14 protein-coding genes and 1 tRNA gene are annotated in these 16,505 nt (G+C 42.9%); 11 read left to right on the forward strand and 4 right to left on the reverse strand.

Annotated features, from left to right (window positions below; translation table 11 throughout):
- The first annotated feature begins 17 nt into the window (after positions 1-17).
- The 4 genes from F0145_RS03165 to lpxB all read left to right on the forward strand — a co-directional run bounded on the left by F0145_RS03165 (position 18) and on the right by lpxB (position 3,596).
- Entirely contained in the window at positions 18-935 is a 918-nt protein-coding gene (locus F0145_RS03165) for an ABC transporter substrate-binding protein (protein WP_150086756.1), read from the forward strand.
- Positions 932-1,936, forward strand: a complete 1,005-nt coding sequence (locus tag F0145_RS03170) for a FecCD family ABC transporter permease (protein ID WP_150086758.1) — start codon at positions 932-934, stop codon at positions 1,934-1,936. Before F0145_RS03165 ends, F0145_RS03170 begins: the two co-directional genes overlap by 4 nt.
- Positions 1,936-2,352, forward strand: coding sequence for a 6-pyruvoyl trahydropterin synthase family protein (locus F0145_RS03175; RefSeq protein ID WP_150086760.1), 417 nt, complete (start codon positions 1,936-1,938; stop codon positions 2,350-2,352). Before F0145_RS03170 ends, F0145_RS03175 begins: the two co-directional genes overlap by 1 nt.
- A 110-nt stretch (positions 2,353-2,462) precedes the next feature.
- Positions 2,463-3,596: a lipid-A-disaccharide synthase gene (lpxB, locus tag F0145_RS03180; RefSeq protein ID WP_150086762.1), complete on the forward strand. Its 1,134-nt coding sequence runs from the start codon at positions 2,463-2,465 to the stop codon at positions 3,594-3,596.
- A gap of 162 nt (positions 3,597-3,758) precedes the next feature.
- On the opposite strand, the gene clpX is transcribed toward lpxB, so the two are convergent.
- A complete protein-coding gene (gene clpX, locus F0145_RS03185; protein ID WP_150086764.1) occupies positions 3,759-4,982 on the reverse strand; it encodes an ATP-dependent Clp protease ATP-binding subunit ClpX in 1,224 nt (407 codons plus the stop codon).
- Positions 4,983-5,307: 325 nt separating this feature from the next.
- Between clpX and F0145_RS03190 the strand changes: the two genes are divergently transcribed.
- The 3 genes from F0145_RS03190 (at position 5,308) to F0145_RS03200 (ending at position 8,436) form a co-directional block, all read left to right on the forward strand.
- Complete coding sequence (locus F0145_RS03190) at positions 5,308-6,573, forward strand: AAA family ATPase (protein ID WP_150086766.1); 1,266 nt, start codon at positions 5,308-5,310, stop codon at positions 6,571-6,573.
- 3 nt (positions 6,574-6,576) lie between these two features.
- The gene (locus tag F0145_RS03195) at positions 6,577-7,608 is read left to right on the forward strand and encodes a 5-methylcytosine restriction system specificity protein McrC (protein WP_150086768.1); all 1,032 of its coding nucleotides are present in this window, start codon (positions 6,577-6,579) and stop codon (positions 7,606-7,608) included.
- 141 nt (positions 7,609-7,749) lie between these two features.
- Positions 7,750-8,436, forward strand: coding sequence for a hypothetical protein (locus tag F0145_RS03200; RefSeq protein ID WP_150086771.1), 687 nt, complete (start codon positions 7,750-7,752; stop codon positions 8,434-8,436).
- A 119-nt stretch (positions 8,437-8,555) separates the two neighbouring features.
- Here the strand turns inward: F0145_RS03200 and F0145_RS03205 are convergent, their stop codons facing one another.
- From F0145_RS03205 to F0145_RS03215, 3 genes are all read right to left on the reverse strand, one after another.
- Positions 8,556-9,254 carry a ClpP family protease gene (locus F0145_RS03205; protein ID WP_146898846.1) on the reverse strand — a complete coding sequence of 233 codons (699 nt, stop codon included), beginning with the start codon at positions 9,252-9,254 and terminating at the stop codon, positions 8,556-8,558.
- 121 nt (positions 9,255-9,375) lie between these two features.
- Positions 9,376-10,707 carry a trigger factor gene (tig, locus tag F0145_RS03210; RefSeq protein ID WP_146898849.1) on the reverse strand — a complete coding sequence of 444 codons (1,332 nt, stop codon included), beginning with the start codon at positions 10,705-10,707 and terminating at the stop codon, positions 9,376-9,378.
- Between the two features lie 68 nt (positions 10,708-10,775).
- Positions 10,776-10,857: transfer RNA gene (locus F0145_RS03215), tRNA-Leu, on the reverse strand.
- A gap of 276 nt (positions 10,858-11,133) precedes the next feature.
- On the opposite strand from F0145_RS03215, the gene F0145_RS03220 reads away from it, so the two are divergent.
- The 4 genes from F0145_RS03220 (at position 11,134) to F0145_RS03235 (ending at position 15,551) form a co-directional block, all read left to right on the forward strand.
- Positions 11,134-13,335, forward strand: a complete 2,202-nt coding sequence (locus F0145_RS03220) for a RelA/SpoT family protein (protein ID WP_150086773.1) — start codon at positions 11,134-11,136, stop codon at positions 13,333-13,335.
- Positions 13,336-13,460: 125 nt separating this feature from the next.
- Positions 13,461-13,934 carry a Fur family transcriptional regulator gene (locus tag F0145_RS03225; RefSeq protein ID WP_150086775.1) on the forward strand — a complete coding sequence of 158 codons (474 nt, stop codon included), beginning with the start codon at positions 13,461-13,463 and terminating at the stop codon, positions 13,932-13,934.
- Entirely contained in the window at positions 13,931-14,278 is a 348-nt protein-coding gene (locus F0145_RS03230; protein WP_146905778.1) for an STAS domain-containing protein, read from the forward strand. Before F0145_RS03225 ends, F0145_RS03230 begins: the two co-directional genes overlap by 4 nt.
- Positions 14,279-14,282: 4 nt before the next feature.
- Positions 14,283-15,551 (forward strand): adenylosuccinate synthase, encoded by a 1,269-nt coding sequence (locus F0145_RS03235; protein ID WP_150086777.1) that lies wholly within the window; start codon positions 14,283-14,285, stop codon positions 15,549-15,551.
- Positions 15,552-16,505: the final 954 nt, after the last annotated feature.

A 16,505-nucleotide genomic window follows, 5' to 3' on the forward strand; every position in this document is an offset into this window, starting at 1 on the left:
CCGTCTATTTTAACCGCATGTCAATAATTACTTCTGTTTTAAATATTCGTTTGTTTTGCTCTTTTTTGATGTTTGGTACGCTGTTGCTGAACCTGGCTTGCGAAAGCAAAAAAGCTTCTCAATCTGCTGCAGCATTTATTATTGTTACCGATGATTTAGGCCGGAAAATACAAATACCCGCCTATCCGCAACGTGTTATAGCTTTATCGCCTTCGGCCACCGAAATGCTGTACGCCGTAGCCGACGAAAAAACTATTGTGGGCCGCACCCAAAATTGCGATTACCCGGAACGGGTAAAAGAAAAACCGGTGGTAAATAATTACCCCATGGATTACGAAAAAATTGTTTTGTTAAAGCCCGATATTGTTTTTGCCTCCGCCGGTATTACTTCGCTGGAAGTGGCCGCCAAACTACAGGATTTAAATATTCCGGTTTATTTCCAGGATTTTAAAAAAGTAACCGATGTTTTTAGGGGTTTACAAGATATAGGGCGATTGCTGCACCGCGAGAAAGATGCGCAACGCGTGGTAGATTCGCTGCAGCAGGAACTCGCCCAGATTAAAGTAAATAATGCGGGGCCAAAGCTGCGGGTGTTGGCCATTACCTGGCACGACCCAATTTATGTATTCGGTCAAAACACCTTGTTTACCGATAAGCTCCGCTACCTGGGTGCGGAAAATTCCGTTACCGAAGTATTTGCGCAGCCGTACCCGGCTTTAACCCGCGAGTATATTTTAAAGCTAAACCCCGATGTGTTGTTGGGCGGTACGCCGGCCGAAATGGAAAAAACCTTTTTTGCGCAATACCCGGAGTTAAAAAAAATTAAGGCTTATCAGCAGCAGAAAATATTTAAGCCTACCGATGATTTAATGTCAAGGCCCGGCCCGCGGGTAATCGAATCTATCCGGGAACTAAAAACTTTCCTGGTCCAATGAAACAGGCGCTTTTATTATTGGCCGTACTGTTAATGATTGGTTTGCTGGCCGGTTGGGGTTTATCTATCGGGAGTTTCGAAGCGAGTTACGCCGATATTGCCGAGGCGCTGCTCAATTACAACCCGGAAAACCCACAACACTTTGCCATTGTGCAATTGCGGCTACCCCGTTTATTATTGGCTTTGCTGGTGGGCGGTTCCCTTTCTTTTTCGGGTTATCTGATGCAGGCCATGGTAAATAATGCGCTCGCCGACCCGTATATTTTGGGTACGGCTTCTGGGGCTTCGCTGGGGGCCTCTATAAGTATTGGCGGCTTTATTCTCACAACTTGGGGTGGGTTATATTTGCCACCGCTTTTTGCATTGCTGGGTGCTTTCCTGGTTACCTTGCTGGTAATTGCCTTGGGTTATCGCAAAGGGCAAATTATTCCGTCGCAGTTACTACTAGCTGGCATTGCGGTTAGTTCTTTTTTAACGGCTATGGTCGGTTTATTTACTTTTTTGTCGGGTTCCGAAAGTGCGTTGCGCTCTATATTATTTTGGTCGATGGGAGATTTTGGCCGCGCCGACTGGAGTTTGCTGCCGTACCCGGCGGTTGGGTTAATCATTTCCTTATTATTATTTTTGTTTTTACAGAAAGAGCTCAATATTTTACTATTGGGCAGCGAACGGGCGGCCACGCTGGGAGTACCGGTGGCCCGCACCCGCTGGCTCATGCTAGGTACCGTATCGGTGTTAACGGGTTTTAGTGTAGCTATGGCCGGGTCGGTGGGTTTTGTGGGTTTAATTATGCCGCACGTAACCCGCGGATTGCTGGGGCTTACCCACAAATTAAACCTCTTGCTGTGCGCTTTGCTGGGTGGTTTGTTCCTGATGGCCTGCGATATTCTGTCGCGGTTAATTTATCCGCCGGCCGGATTGCCAATTGGCATTATTACTTCGTTCATTGGTGTGCCTTTCTTCGTATATTTGCTATTGAAAAAGAGCTATAAATTTAATTAATGGTTTACTTAAGCAGATTAGAGCATTTTAATGCGGCGCATAAGCTGGCTAATCCTAATTGGTCGGATGAGAAGAATAAAGAAGTGTTTGGCCCTTGCTCTAACACCAACTGGCACGGACATAATTACGAGCTGATAGTAACGGTAAAAGGTGAGCCCGATCCCGAAACTGGTTTTATCATCGACCTGAAACAATTAAGTGTGCTTATCCGCGAACACATTATTGAGGTAGTAGACCATAAAAACCTGAACCTGGATGTGCCTTTTATGCAGGGTAAAATGGCCAGCACCGAAAATCTGGTAGTAGCTTTCTGGGAAATTCTGGCACCACTTATTCCGCAAATGTCATCGTCTAAGTTGCATTGCCTGAAGCTTTACGAAACGCCCCGCAACTTTGTAGAATATTACGGGGAGTAAATATTTAATGGTTGAATTGTTGAATTGCTAAATGGTTAAACGCTTTTTTGACACTAACAATCAGCTATTAACAATTCATAATTTCTAATTCATAATTTATTTAAGAAATATTGAAATATTATATTATCGCGGGCGAGCGGTCCGGCGACATGCACGCCGCTAACCTGATGAAAGAACTTAAAATTCAGGATTCGGAAGCTACGTTCCGGTTTTGGGGTGGCGATTTGATGCAAGCGGCCGGTGGCGAACTGGTGCGGCATTATAAAGAAATGGCTTTTATGGGCTTTTTAGAAGCGGCAGCCAATACTTTTAAGATTGTCCAGTTTTTGCGCCAGTGTAAAGCCGATATTCTAAATTATCAGCCCGATGTAATAATATTGGTAGATTACGCCGGCTTTAACTTACGCATCGCCAAATTTGCGAAGGAGCAGGGCCTAAAAGTATTTTACTATATTTCACCTAAAATCTGGGCCTGGAACCAGGGCCGGGTGCATACCATTAAAAAGCTTGTAGATCGCATGTTCGTGATTCTGCCTTTTGAAGAAGAATTTTACGGCAAGTTCGATTACAAAGTAGATTACATTGGCAACCCCATTCTGGATACTATCCGGAACCACCAGCCTGGTACCGATTTTATTCAGCGAAACCAGTTAAGTAGCAAACCTATTATTGCGGTGCTGCCCGGCAGCCGGAAACAGGAAATCGAAAGTATCTTGTTTATCATGCTCAGTGTGCTGCCTGCCTTCCGCGATTACCAGTTTGTGGTGGCGGCGGTCTCTAACCTGAACGAGAGTTATTACGAAAACTTTAACCGCGATACCAATATTAAAATCGTTTACGACCAAACGTACGATTTGCTGGCTAACTCCCAGGCCGCGCTGGTAACCTCCGGCACGGCCACCTTAGAAACCGCTTTGTTTAACGTGCCCCAGGTGGTATGCTACACCACCAGCCTGATTTCTTACTGGATTGGCCGCGCTGTTATAAAGGTGCCTTATATTTCTTTGGTTAATTTAATTGCCGGCAAACAGGTAGTAACCGAATTAATTCAGAATGACCTCACCGGCCGCAATATTATTACCGAGCTGAAGAAAATATTACTTGATAAAGCATTTATTCAGCAGCAAAAAGCCGGTTACCAGGAAATTCGGGAAAAACTAGGCGAAGCCAATTCGGCGGCCAAAGCCGCCGAGCTGATGGTTAAGTATTTGCAGGACCCGGTATCCGCAGCAATTAAAGGTTAATATTTTGCTCTTCTGATGGCGTAGGTTTTCAGTTAAGAGAAGCAAGATTTAAATATCCTTAAAATCAGAAGGGCCGCCGGAATTCCGGCGGCCCTTCTGATTTTAAGGATATTATTCTAATATTTAATATCTAACGTCTAATATCCAATGTCCAATATCCAATTAAGCAACCCGCAATTGTTTCAGCGAAGATTTTTCGAATTGGGTACGGGCGTAATCTAAGTCAATTATTAAGTCAGTAACACCTTCCTGCGATGGCATTTCAAACATGGCTTCGGTCATGATGCTTTCGCAGATAGAACGTAAACCGCGGGCGCCTAATTTATACTCCGCCGCTTTTTCTACTATATAATCCAGGGCATCGTCTTCGAAGGCAATGGTAATATTTTCCATCTCAAATAAAGCTTTGTATTGCTTCAGGATAGAATTTTTGGGTTCGGTTAATATTAAGCGCAGGGTTTTCTTATCCAGCGGATTCAGGTGCGTAAGTACCGGCAAACGGCCAATTAATTCTGGAATCAAACCAAAAGATTTAAGGTCTTGGGCCGTAATATATTTGAGGTAATTTTCCTGGTCAGCTATTAAATCGGCTGAAGATTTGGCAAAACCGATTGGCTTGGCATTAAGCCGGCTCTTGATTATTCGCTCAATGCCCACAAAAGCACCGCCGCAGATAAACAGAATATTCTCGGTGTTTACCGAAATCATTTTTTGTTCCGGGTGCTTGCGTCCGCCTTGCGGTGGCACATTTACCGAGGTGCCTTCCAGCAGTTTCAGCATGGCCTGCTGCACCCCTTCGCCGCTTACATCGCGGGTAATAGAAGGGTTATCGCTTTTCCGGGCTATTTTATCAATCTCATCAATGTATACAATGCCCCGCTCGGCGGCTTCTACGTTGTAATCAGCGGCTTGTAACAAACGGGTCAGAATGCTTTCTACGTCTTCGCCTACATAACCGGCTTCGGTTAATACGGTGGCATCAGCAATACAGAACGGTACTTGTAAAATACCAGCCAGCATCCGGGCCAGAAACGTTTTACCGGTGCCGGTTTCGCCCACCATCATAATGTTCGATTTTTCAATCACCACATCATCTGGCTTGGTTTTCTGCATCAGCCGCTTGTAGTGGTTGTAAACCGCTACGCACATTACTTTTTTTGCTTCTTCCTGCCCCACCACAAACTGGTCGAGGTATTCTTTCATTTCCCGAGGCTTAATTAAGTTAAACTTCGGGCTTTTGCCGTTGGCGCGGATTTTATTTTCCTCATTCAGGATTTGTTGCGCCTGACCGATGCACCGCTCACAAATGTGGGCGTTGATGCCCGAAATCATGACGGATACTTCTTTTTTTGTTTTGCCACAGAAAGAGCAGGTAATTTCGGCCATAAAGGTTTTAGAATATGAATTTTTAACGTTAAAAGCAGCAGTTTTAGTTCGCCAATAACAAAGGTACAAAATAGAAAGATTACGTGGCATAAAAATAAAACAGGCGAGTAGCCACTTAACCGTGTAAAAGCCCGCCAGATATCCACAAAATAAAAAATGAGCTATTGTATATGTGTTTGATTTGTAATATTTTGTGATGTTAAAAGCTGTGGATAATTTGTTGGTAAGTTTTGTATATTTTTTTCGGCTTAAGGTGGTAAATTGCCGTACGTAGGAACTTCGCTCCGGTGAAACCATGTTTGGGATTAGGTAAACAGTAGATAAATTGAATTTTTCCGGTATTACGCGACAACATATTTTACAGGCAATCCGCGAAATAGATATTCGCCGGCCGGAACTGCGCGCCTCTACCATTTATGATGTGGTGTACCAGGGCAAGCGCTATCCGCCCTTGGAGCTAATGCGCCTCGCGCACAAACTAGCCAACGGTACCGCCGATTGGGCCTTAGCGGCCGGTGTTTCTACAAACAATTATTTGGAGAAATTAGGGTTTTCTGTGGTGCAAAAGCGACCAGTGGTCCAAAATCCGCCCGCCGACGAAGGTTTACTGGTGCTGGCCGAACCCGCCACTTTAAATTTGCCGGTAACCAAACCAAAGCCCCGGATAGAAGTGCAGTTGCAGGAACCTGTGCAGCCGTATGAGAAAAGTAAACCAAAACCCGAAAAATATACCCGTAAAAAAGCTTTAGCCGAATTATTCCTCGACGAGCACCAACTGGATAAAACCTTGTCGGCTCTCCGGTATAAAAAGAATTTAATACTAAGCGGCCCGCCGGGTACCGGCAAAACTTTTTTAGCCCGCCGCCTGGCGTACCTGGAATTGGGCTTAGAAGATGCCACTAAAATTCAGACGGTGCAGTTTCATGCGGGTTTTGCTTACGAAGATTTTATACAAGGTTACCGGCCGGATGCTGCCGGCAAATTTACCCTGCGCAACGGTGTATTTTATGAATTTTGCCAGCGGGCGCTAGCTGATCCGGAGAAGCCTTATTTTTTTATTATTGAGGAAATAAACCGTGGTAACCTGAGCAGCATTTTCGGGGAGTTGCTGTTGTTACTGGAAGCTGATAAACGCGGATTGGCACACGGCGTAACTTTACCTTACGGTGCTGCCGAGGAACGCTTTTTTGTGCCGGAAAATGTATTCTTAATTGCCACCATGAATACCGCCGACCGGGTATTGGCTCCGCTGGATTTTGCGTTGCGCCGCCGGTTTGCTTTTTTAAAGATGAATCCGGTATTTGGGCTTTCTTTCCGCCGTTTTCTGGAATACCGCAACACACCCGATGCACTGATAGATATTATTACTTCCCGCTTAATTGAATTAAACGAAATTATTGCCGCTGACCCATTGTTGGGCGATGGCTATTTAATCGGGCATAGTTATTTCTGTAACCCGCCAAAAAACGGCGGCAATCTGGACTGGTACGAAGCCGTAGTAGAAAACGAATTAACCCCGCTGCTGGAACAATACTGGCTCGACGAACCGACAAAGTCTAAGGCAGCTATTCGTTTATTAACGGGTAATTAAAACATGCCTGTTCCGGTTCAGAATATTTATTATTTGCTTAGTTACGCCTGGGATCTGCCTTTGGAGAAAGAGGAAAATACCGTAACCGCAGCTCCCGGCGACAAAGTCCTTAATTTACTGGCCGCGTTGCTGTACCGGAATACTTTACGCTTACTCCGGCAAGGCTTGGCGCAGGGTTATGTTAAAAATACAGAAGTACTTTCGGGTATTAAAGGCAAAATAGCCGTAACGGCCACGCTGCAAAAAGATTTACTGCGGGAAGGTAAAGCTATCTGCAGCTACGAAAACTTAAGTATCGATATTTTACCTAATCAACTAATTAAAGCCACCCTTGCACAATTATTTAAAGCTCCCACGCTTGCTCCAGAACTGCAACGTTCGCTCCAATTGGTTTACCGCTATTTCGAAGAAGTAAGCTTTATCCAGCCAAAAGAAGCGGACTTTAAAAAGCTGCCAACTACTTACGGGTTAAATAAATATTACGGGCGTGTATTGCCTCTCTGCCAGTTTATCCGCCAGAACCTCTTACCCGAAAAAGGTAGCAGCAATTTTTATTTAGCTAATTTCCTGGAAGATGAACAACAGATGGGGCGCTTGTTCGAATATTTTGTGCGCAACTTTTACCGGCAGGAGCAGCAAATATTCCAGGTAAAATCAGAGAAAATAACCTGGCAAACGGATGCAGTTGAAGTGGATGATTTGGATTATTTACCCCAGATGAAAACGGATATCTCGTTGCTGTCTGAGGCCCGAAGAATAATTATTGATACCAAATATTACCAGCAGGCATTGGTGCAGCGCTACGATAAGCAAAAACTTATCTCAGCCCACCTATACCAGCTTTTTGCTTACCTCAAAAATCACCCGAAATCTAACTCAGATTTACCCATTGAAGGGATGCTGTTGTACCCCGTAGTAGAACAGGAACTTAGTTTAAACTACCAACTGCACGGGCATAAAATCAGCATTAACACCATAAACCTGGCGCAGCCCTGGCCACAAATTAAAGAAGATTTATTGAAGCTGATTTCCTAACTAACTCAAATTAAGTAATTGTATTATTAAGCCTTTGCTGTTAGTATTTATTTGTTAATATTTATTATATTAACAATAATATTGCACGTATAAGCCTATTACTCTTGCATTTTCCTCCATGCTTTTATAATGTATTACTATATGAAACTACCAAATAGTTTAGTGCTGATACTAGTAATCGGTTTGGTATTACAGCTAACTGGCTGCGAAGACTATCTGCAGGAAAGCCGGGAAACAGTTGTGCGGGGGAATGTATATGATACAAACAAGCAGCAAGCAGCGGCAAACGCTACGGTTTTTATCCAACTCTATGAAATTGGAAACTCGGGATGGATTTACAAAAATATTCTTGATTCAGTAAAAACAGATGCTAACGGCAATTACGCTATTACCTTAAAGGGCGAAAAGTATAAAAGGCCCCTTAAATTGTTAGCTAGGTTAAATAATGCAAAATTCAAGAATGATGCTCTAGGGCAAAGGGTGCAAATATATAATGGGGAAGAAAACAAGATAGATTTTAAAGCTATAGAATTGCATCCGCTTAGGTTGCGGGTAATTGTTGAAGATAATCCTCGTCCGCCTTTAATGATTTACCTACCGCAGGCGCATGAGAAGAAAGCAACTATTTATGGCGTAAATGCGGATACTTCTGTATCGTTGAGTATTATACCAAATGGTGTAAATGAAATTGATTGCTACATTGTGCACCCCGTTCGTAATGATAAGATAATGAGCCGGCACGACACCATTAATGCCAAGGGATTTAACCCAGTTTACCAAAGAACGCTTACCCTTTACCCGAAAAAATTCTTCGACAACTCAAAGTAAGTTAATTCTAATACAAACAACCCCTGCATTTATTAGCACTGATCGCTTTGAAAATATTAAAAACGAAAGCCCGGTAATTTACCAGGCTTTCGTTTTTAATATTTAATCAGAATTATTACTTAAACACTGCGGGTTAAAACTTCGTCGATTAAGCCGTATTCTTTGGCTTCGTCGGCTTTCATCCAGTAGTCGCGGTCAGAGTTGTCGTGTACTTCCTGGTAAGTTTTGCCACTGTGCGAGGCAATAATTTCGTACAGTTCTTTTTTTAGTTTCAAGATTTCACGGGCTGTGATTTCAATATCAGAAGCCTGGCCTTGCGCGCCACCCATCGGCTGGTGAATCATAACGCGGGCGTGGGGCAGCGCCGAACGCTTAGCCTTGGCACCACCGCAAAGCAATACTGCTCCCATAGAAGCCGCTAAACCGGTACAAATAGTAGCCACATCCGGCTTCACGTATTGCATGGTGTCGTAAATACCTAAACCGGCATATACCGAACCACCCGGACTATTAATATATAACAAAATGTCTTTCTTGGCGTCCGAAGACTCCAGGAACAGCAACTGGGCCGTAATAATATTGGCAATAAAATCATCTACCTGGGTACCCAGGAAAATAATCCGGTCCATAATTAAACGGGAAAATACGTCGATCTCCCGGAAGTTAGTCGGACGTTCTTCAATCACCGAGCGGGTCATGCTCTCGATCCGGTGTAAATTAGTGGAAGCTTCCACGTGGCTAATATATTGGTCAACGCCCAGGCCGCTCATGCCCTGGCCTTTTACGGCAAATTTTCGGAATTCTTCTTTATTGTACATCTGTTATTGGTTGTTTAGATGAATAAATACAATGTAGTGAGAGCAATGTTACACAAATCATGCGAAAATAAAAAAAGTCCTTATTGTAAGGACTTTTTTATAAAAAGGTTGTGAAAATTGGCTATTCGCCAGCAATATCTCTAAATTCTTCGGCTGTTACTGACTTTTCGACCACTGTAATCTTATCTTTTATAAAATCGATAACGCGATCTGCCAAAATGGCTTCGTATTCGTTTACGAAGTTACGGCCGTTATTTTGCTTCAGGAAGCTGTCTACGTAACCGCTAATGGCTTCTTCCATTTCTTCGGTGGCAGTAGCCATACCAAACTGAGCCAGCATTTTTTTCTTGGCTGAATCTACAACTTCTTCGTTGCTAATTTTAATATCGTTTTCCTCAACTACTTTGTTGCGGATCATCGACCATTTCAGTTCTTCTTTGTATTTATCAATATTCTGGTCGATTTGCTCCTGGGTTAACTTGCCTTCGTTGGCCGTTAATAACCATTTTTTGAAGAAATCTTCCGGAATCTGAATTTCGGTTTCGTTTACCAGTTTCTCTACAATGTTGTTGCGCAGCAGTTTTTCGGCCTCGGTGTTGTAGTTCTCGGTAAGGGTTTCTTTTACTTTGGCATCAAACTCCTCGCGGGTAGTTACGGTATCTTTGCCAAATATTTTATCGAAAAACTCCTGGTTAAACTCGGCCGGGGCAGTGCGGTTAATTTTATCAACCGTAAACGTGAAATCGCCGGTTAACTCGGCCGCTTTTTGCTTGGTAGCACCGGTAACGTGCGATACAGCTGCCGCATCGTTATCGAATATTTCCTGTAAGTTAAAAGTCAGTACGTCGCCGGCTTTAGCGCCTACAAACTGCTCCTGGTTTTTCTTTACTTTATTTACCGGCAACAGAGTAGTAGTAGAAAACTCACCGTCTACTTGCTTTAACTCACCCGATAAATAATCGTCGGCTTCAGAAGTTTCGGGGTTAGCGGTTTCGCCGTATTGCCGCTGCATGTGCTCATACACCTGGGCAATGGTGTCATCGTCGGCTTCAATTTTGTAACCGTCTACGCTAATATTTTCGAGGTTCAAATTAAAATCGGGCAGAATACCTAATTCAAAATCAAAAGCAAATTCTTTCTGGTTATCCCAGTCGATGCTTTGTTGTTTGGTTTGGTCGGGCAGGGGCTCGCCTAATATTTTAATATCGTTCTGCTTAATATAATCGTTAACTGATTTAGAAAGCAGGCTGTTAATTTCTTCGACCAGAATGCCTTTGCCGTACATTTTCCGGATCATGCCAGGGGGTACTTTGCCCGGACGGAAGCCTTTAATCTGCGCTTTCTTGCTATACTCTTTAATTTTTTCGTCTACCTTCGGAGCGTAGTCGCCTTCTTCCAGCACTACGTGCAGGTGGGCTTTGGTGGCATCGGTTTGGTTTAATGTAATATTCAAGGCCTTAAATTTTAAAAGTTTTACTTAAAAAAATAAACCCTCAACACGGGTGATGTTGAGGGTTTGCGTGCGGATGGAGGGACTCGAACCCCCATGCCGTGAAGCGCCAGATCCTAAGTCTGGTGCGTCTACCAATTTCGCCACATCCGCAGGCATTTTTGAAATGGTGGGGCAAAGGTATAAAACTTCGTAATAAATGCAAACAGCCTTTTTAAATATTTTCTTTTACTTTAATAAAAGTTTCTTCTTTTTAGATAAATCGGCACCTAAGTTTGTTTATACAATAAAGCGCATAAGGGTTATAACCAGGCCCAATAATTGTTTATCTCTAACTCTTGCGTAATTTTGATGTATAATTCTAGAAAAGTTTAAGGGAGAACGCCCTTGTGGTTTAAATATTTAAGCTATTAGCGCGCTCGTAAGAACATGGTAATAGATCCGGAAGTAGAACGAAAAGAAATATTGCAGCATTACCGCCGCTTGCTCAGGTATGCGAAGCCGTTTTTGAAAGGTAATGATGCGAAGATTATAAAAAAAGCTTTTAATACCTCGCTGGAAGCGCATAAAAACATGCGCCGGAAGTCGGGCGAGCCTTACATTTTGCACCCGTTGGCGGTAGCGCAAATTGCCGTAGAAGAAATTGGTTTGGGTACTACATCTATTGTGGCGGCCTTGCTGCACGATGTGGTAGAAGATACTGAAGTAGAACTGAGCGAAATTGAGCGCGACTTTGGTAAAAGCGTAGCCAAAATCATAGAAGGCCTAACCAAAATATCGGGTGTTTTCGATTACGGTACTTCGCAGCAGGCCGAGAACTTCCGGAAAATGCTGTTGACATTATCCGACGATGTACGGGTAATATTAATTAAGCTGGCCGACCGGCTGCACAACATGCGGACTTTGGGCAGTATGCCCCGGGATAAGCAGTTAAAAATTGCTTCCGAAACCATGTACCTGTATGCTCCGCTGGCGCACCGGCTGGGTTTGTACGTCATTAAGTCGGAACTCGAAGACTTATATTTAAAATATACCGATTCCGAAACCTATAAAGACATAACCAACAAAATCCGGCAAACCAAAGCGGCCCGTAATAAATTTATCCGCGACTTTGTAAGCCCGCTGGAAGAAGAACTGAAGAAGCAAGGATTTAAATTTGAGATAAAAGGCCGGCCTAAGTCTATTTATTCTATCCTCAAAAAAATCAAAAAACAAAATATTACCTTCGATGAGGTATATGATTTGTTTGCCATTCGGGTAATTCTGGATGTGCCGCAGGAAATAGAAAAAGCAGCTTGCTGGTCGGTTTACTCGATTGTAACGGATTTTTACCAGCCTAACCCCGATCGGCTGCGCGATTGGATTAGCACGCCTCGGGCAAATGGTTACGAATCGTTGCATACCACGGTAATGAGTAAAACCGGCTCCTGGGTTGAGGTGCAAATCCGGAGCAAGCGGATGGATGAGATCGCCGAAAAAGGTTACGCAGCCCATTGGAAATACAAAGGCGATGGCAGCAGCGCCCAGGAATCGGGCTTAGAGCAATGGATTAACAAAGTCCGGGATATGTTGGAGACCAATGATTCCAATGCCCTGGAGTTTATGGATGAATTCCGGAAGAACTTATTTGTAGAGGAAGTATTTGCGTTTACACCCAAAGGCGAACTAAAAATATTGCCCGATAGAGCCACGGCCCTGGATTTTGCTTTTGAAATTCATACCCAGATTGGGATGCACAGCATTGGCGCCAAAGTAAACCAGAAACTGGTGCCGCTAAGTTATAAGTTGCACAACGGTGACCAGATAGAAATATTAACTTCTAAAAAGCAGCGCCCTTCCGAGGAATGGCTGGGGTATGCTACTACCTCGCGGGCTCGATCGAAGATAAAGGAATATTTACGGGAAGATAAAAAGCAAAAAGCGGAAGCAGGCCGGGAAATGGTAGAAAAGCGGTTAGCGCATCTGCACGTAGAAAATACTTCGGCCAATTTGCACCTGATGCTTAATTACTTTAATGTGCAGCACCCGCAGGAATTTTATTATCGCATTGCCATTGGCAGAATTGATATTAAAGAAGTGAATGAGGAGGTTTTTGATCCGGAATTAGTACACCAGCGGATTGGTCCGGAAGAGGCTAAAAGTTTTGACCGGGAAGTGCAGAAAATCCGTGGTGTTAGCTCCGATATGCTGGTAATAGGAGAGAAGACCTCCAAAATAGATTACAAAATTGCCACCTGTTGCAATCCTATTCCGGGCGACGATGTGTTTGGTTTTGAAACCGAAAAAGATGGTATCCGGATTCACCGGACTTCTTGCCCCAAAGCGGTAGAATTAATGTCGAACTACGGTAACCGGATTGTTAAAGCTAAATGGACCGACCAATACGAATTGGTTTTCCTGGCCGGTATTCGCATAAAAGGAACTGATAGGGTAGGTTTGGTAAATGATTTAACCAAAATTATTTCCAACAGCTTAAAAGTAAATATGCGCTCTATAACCTTAGATTCGCAGGATGGGGTTTTTGATGGTAAAATAATGATTTTCGTAAACGATACCAGCCACCTGGAGAAATTGATTCAGCGGTTGTTGAAGGTAAAAGGCGTATTACTGGTAGAGCGTTTCGATTCTTAAATTTATTTAATGCCTTTAGTGTTATAAAAAGGCAATATTTTAATTTTTTAACTTATAGGTTATTAAGCTTTAAGATTGCGGGTTTGAGTACCGGTTTTTCTTTAGCTAATTACCCTTAATATATAATGGACGTGTTAGACGAAAAAAAATTTGCGGAGGTAAGAAAGATTTTTACCGCCTATTTAGAAAGCAAAGGGCTGCGGAAAACGCCGGAGCGTTATGCTATTTTGGAAGAAATATATTCCCGTTCGGGCCACTTTGATGTAGAGTCGCTTTACATCAGCATGAAAAATAAGAATTACCAGGTAAGCCGGGCCACCGTGTATAATACCCTGGATTTATTAGTAGAAAACGATTTAGTAAGCAAACATCAGTTTGGCCGTAACCTGGCCCAATACGAAAAATCGTACGGTTACCGGCAGCACGACCACGTAATTTGTACGGAATGCCACAAAGTAGTAGAGTTTTGTGACCCCCGCATCCACAATATTCAGACAATGGTGGGCGAACTATTAAATTTTCATATCTTGCACCACTCTTTAAACCTATACGGTATATGCGGCGATTGCCGGTCTAAAAACAGTGCCGCTACTTTATGAAATTAACGCATTCATTAGTTGATAGTATTTTATTTGCCCGCCTGCAAGGCGATTTAATCGGAAGCCCGGATTCGCAACAACTCGTTGAGGTAGTTAACCAAAGTATAAACGACGCTATTATTCTGGGCGCTATTGATTTATCCAAAGTAAGGTTTATAAATAGTAGTGGTATTGGCGTGTTGGTTTCCTTGCTTACCAAATTCCGGAACCGGGGCGGCGAAATGGTGTTGATTAGCCCTTCGGAGCATATCCGGAAACTTCTCATTATTACCAAGCTTAATGCCATCTTCACGGTTGCCGAAGATGATGCCCAGGCCGCGAACATTTTAAAAGAATCTAAATAATATAATGGCAGTAGATATTTTAGTAGGCCTTCAGTGGGGTGACGAAGGCAAAGGAAAAATTGTGGACGTTCTGGCCCCAACCTACGACATCGTAGCCCGGTTTCAGGGCGGCCCCAATGCCGGCCATACCTTAGAATTTAACGGCACCAAGCACGTGCTGCACCAAATTCCTTCCGGTATTTTTCACGAACACATCACCAATATTATAGGTAACGGCGTGGTACTGGACCCCGTTATTTTCCGGGCCGAAATGGAGAAGTTAACGGCTCGCGGTATTGATGGTTCTAAAAATTTATACATCTCCCGGAAAGCCCAGCTAATTCTACCCTCGCATAAATACATTGACCGGGTACAGGAAGAAGCGCTCGGCGAAAATAAAATAGGCTCTACGCTGAAAGGCATTGGCCCTACTTACCAGGATAAAATTGGCCGTTTTGGGTTACGGGTTGGCGATATTACTTCGCCGGATTTTCAAGAGAAATATAACACTGTAATAGAACGTCATCAGAAAATAGTTGGCTTCTACGGCAAAACTTTAGACATAACCGAAGCCGAAAAAGATTTCTTTGGAGCAATAGATTACCTACGTACGCTCAAGCTGGTAGATAGTGAGTACATGATCAACGAGGCAATTGCGTTCGGTAAAAAAATATTGGCTGAAGGCGCGCAAGGATCTTTACTGGATATAGATTTTGGTACTTATCCGTTTGTAACTTCCTCTAACACCCTAGTAGCGGGTGCCTGTACCGGATTAGGCGTAGCACCCCGGCACATTGGCGAGGTATACGGTATATTTAAAGCTTATTGCACCCGCGTAGGCAGCGGCCCGTTTCCAACCGAATTGCACGATGAAACCGGCGAACGCATTCGCAAGGCCGGTCACGAGTTTGGTTCAACCACCGGTCGCCCGCGTCGTTGCGGCTGGATAGACTTACCAACCTTAAAATATTCTATCATGTTAAATGGTGTTACCCAGTTAAACATGATGAAAGCCGATGTGTTGGATGATTTTGAAGAAATAAAGGTTTGCACTCATTATAAACTACCCAACGGAGAGCTGACCGATAAAATACCCCACCAGATAATATCAGAGGAGTTAACTCCAGTTTATACTTCCTTGCCTGGTTGGAATACAGATTCTAAATCAGTAGATACTTATAAAGGATTACCGGAAGCTTTTCATAATTATCTGAAATTTCTGGAAGAGCAACTGAACGTAGAGATTAAGATTGTAAGTGTTGGTCCGGATAGGATTAGTACATTGCATAAATAAAAATTAGCTTTACTTTTAATAAAGAGAGCGGATGCAAAACTACTTGCAGCCGCTCTCTTTATTTAAGCCAATTTTAGAAAAGGAAAACAGGCAAGAAGATAATTAACCAAAACGATAAGGTAAAAGAACATAGCGTTAAATTATATACTTAAGGCTGAGTGGTTTCTGTAATATTTACAATTATTTTGCATGTAGTATTTGTAAGGAGAGGAAAGTTTTTTACCTTTGCACTCCCAAAACGAAAGTACTGGGGAAAGGCGGCCAGCAGGGCTGTAGAAAAGATTCAGGCAATCATAACAATCAGAGAAAGTTGTATTTAGCTGGAATTTTTGGTTAAATGATTATTGTTAAGTTTGAGTTGCTTTATTAGCAAAGTGCAAAAGCAAGAATAATAAAAATACTTCACCTGGTATTTGGAAAAGGGTTAAAAAACTCTTACTTTTGCACCCCAAACAACAAGAAGATAGAGGACACCAGGTTCTGCTACTAGCTTGAAATGGCTCAAAATAATTTTGGCAGCATAAAGAAAGTTTTGTAACTTTGTCCTCCCAAGAAAAAGAAGAAAGCGGTTGGTTTTCTTTCGGGTAAGAAGCCAGTGAGGTGAATTGGAGCTAAGAAAAACTTTAAAATAATCTTCGAACATTTTTTGCGAATTTAGAATTTCTTTTTACCTTTGCACTCCCAAACGGAAAGAAGCTAAAAAGTAGCTGCTAGCAGCTAACAAGTGGTTGGTTGAAAGGTTGGGAACAGGTAAATAAATGCAATAATTTATTACACATCACGACGGCAGGTTGTGACGAATTAAACGGGCAAGAGTGGTATAAGCTTTTGTTGGTTTAAGAAAGTTCTTTGAATAGAAGGAAATAAGAATAGCAAACCGCATAAGTGCTTTAAGCGAGATTGTTAGATGGTTAAAGGTTTAAATTGTTGTTAAGGCAATTCAACCATTAAGTC

Origin of the sequence: Adhaeribacter rhizoryzae (assembly GCF_008629685.1) — a bacterium.
GTDB classification, from domain to species: domain Bacteria; phylum Bacteroidota; class Bacteroidia; order Cytophagales; family Hymenobacteraceae; genus Adhaeribacter; species Adhaeribacter rhizoryzae.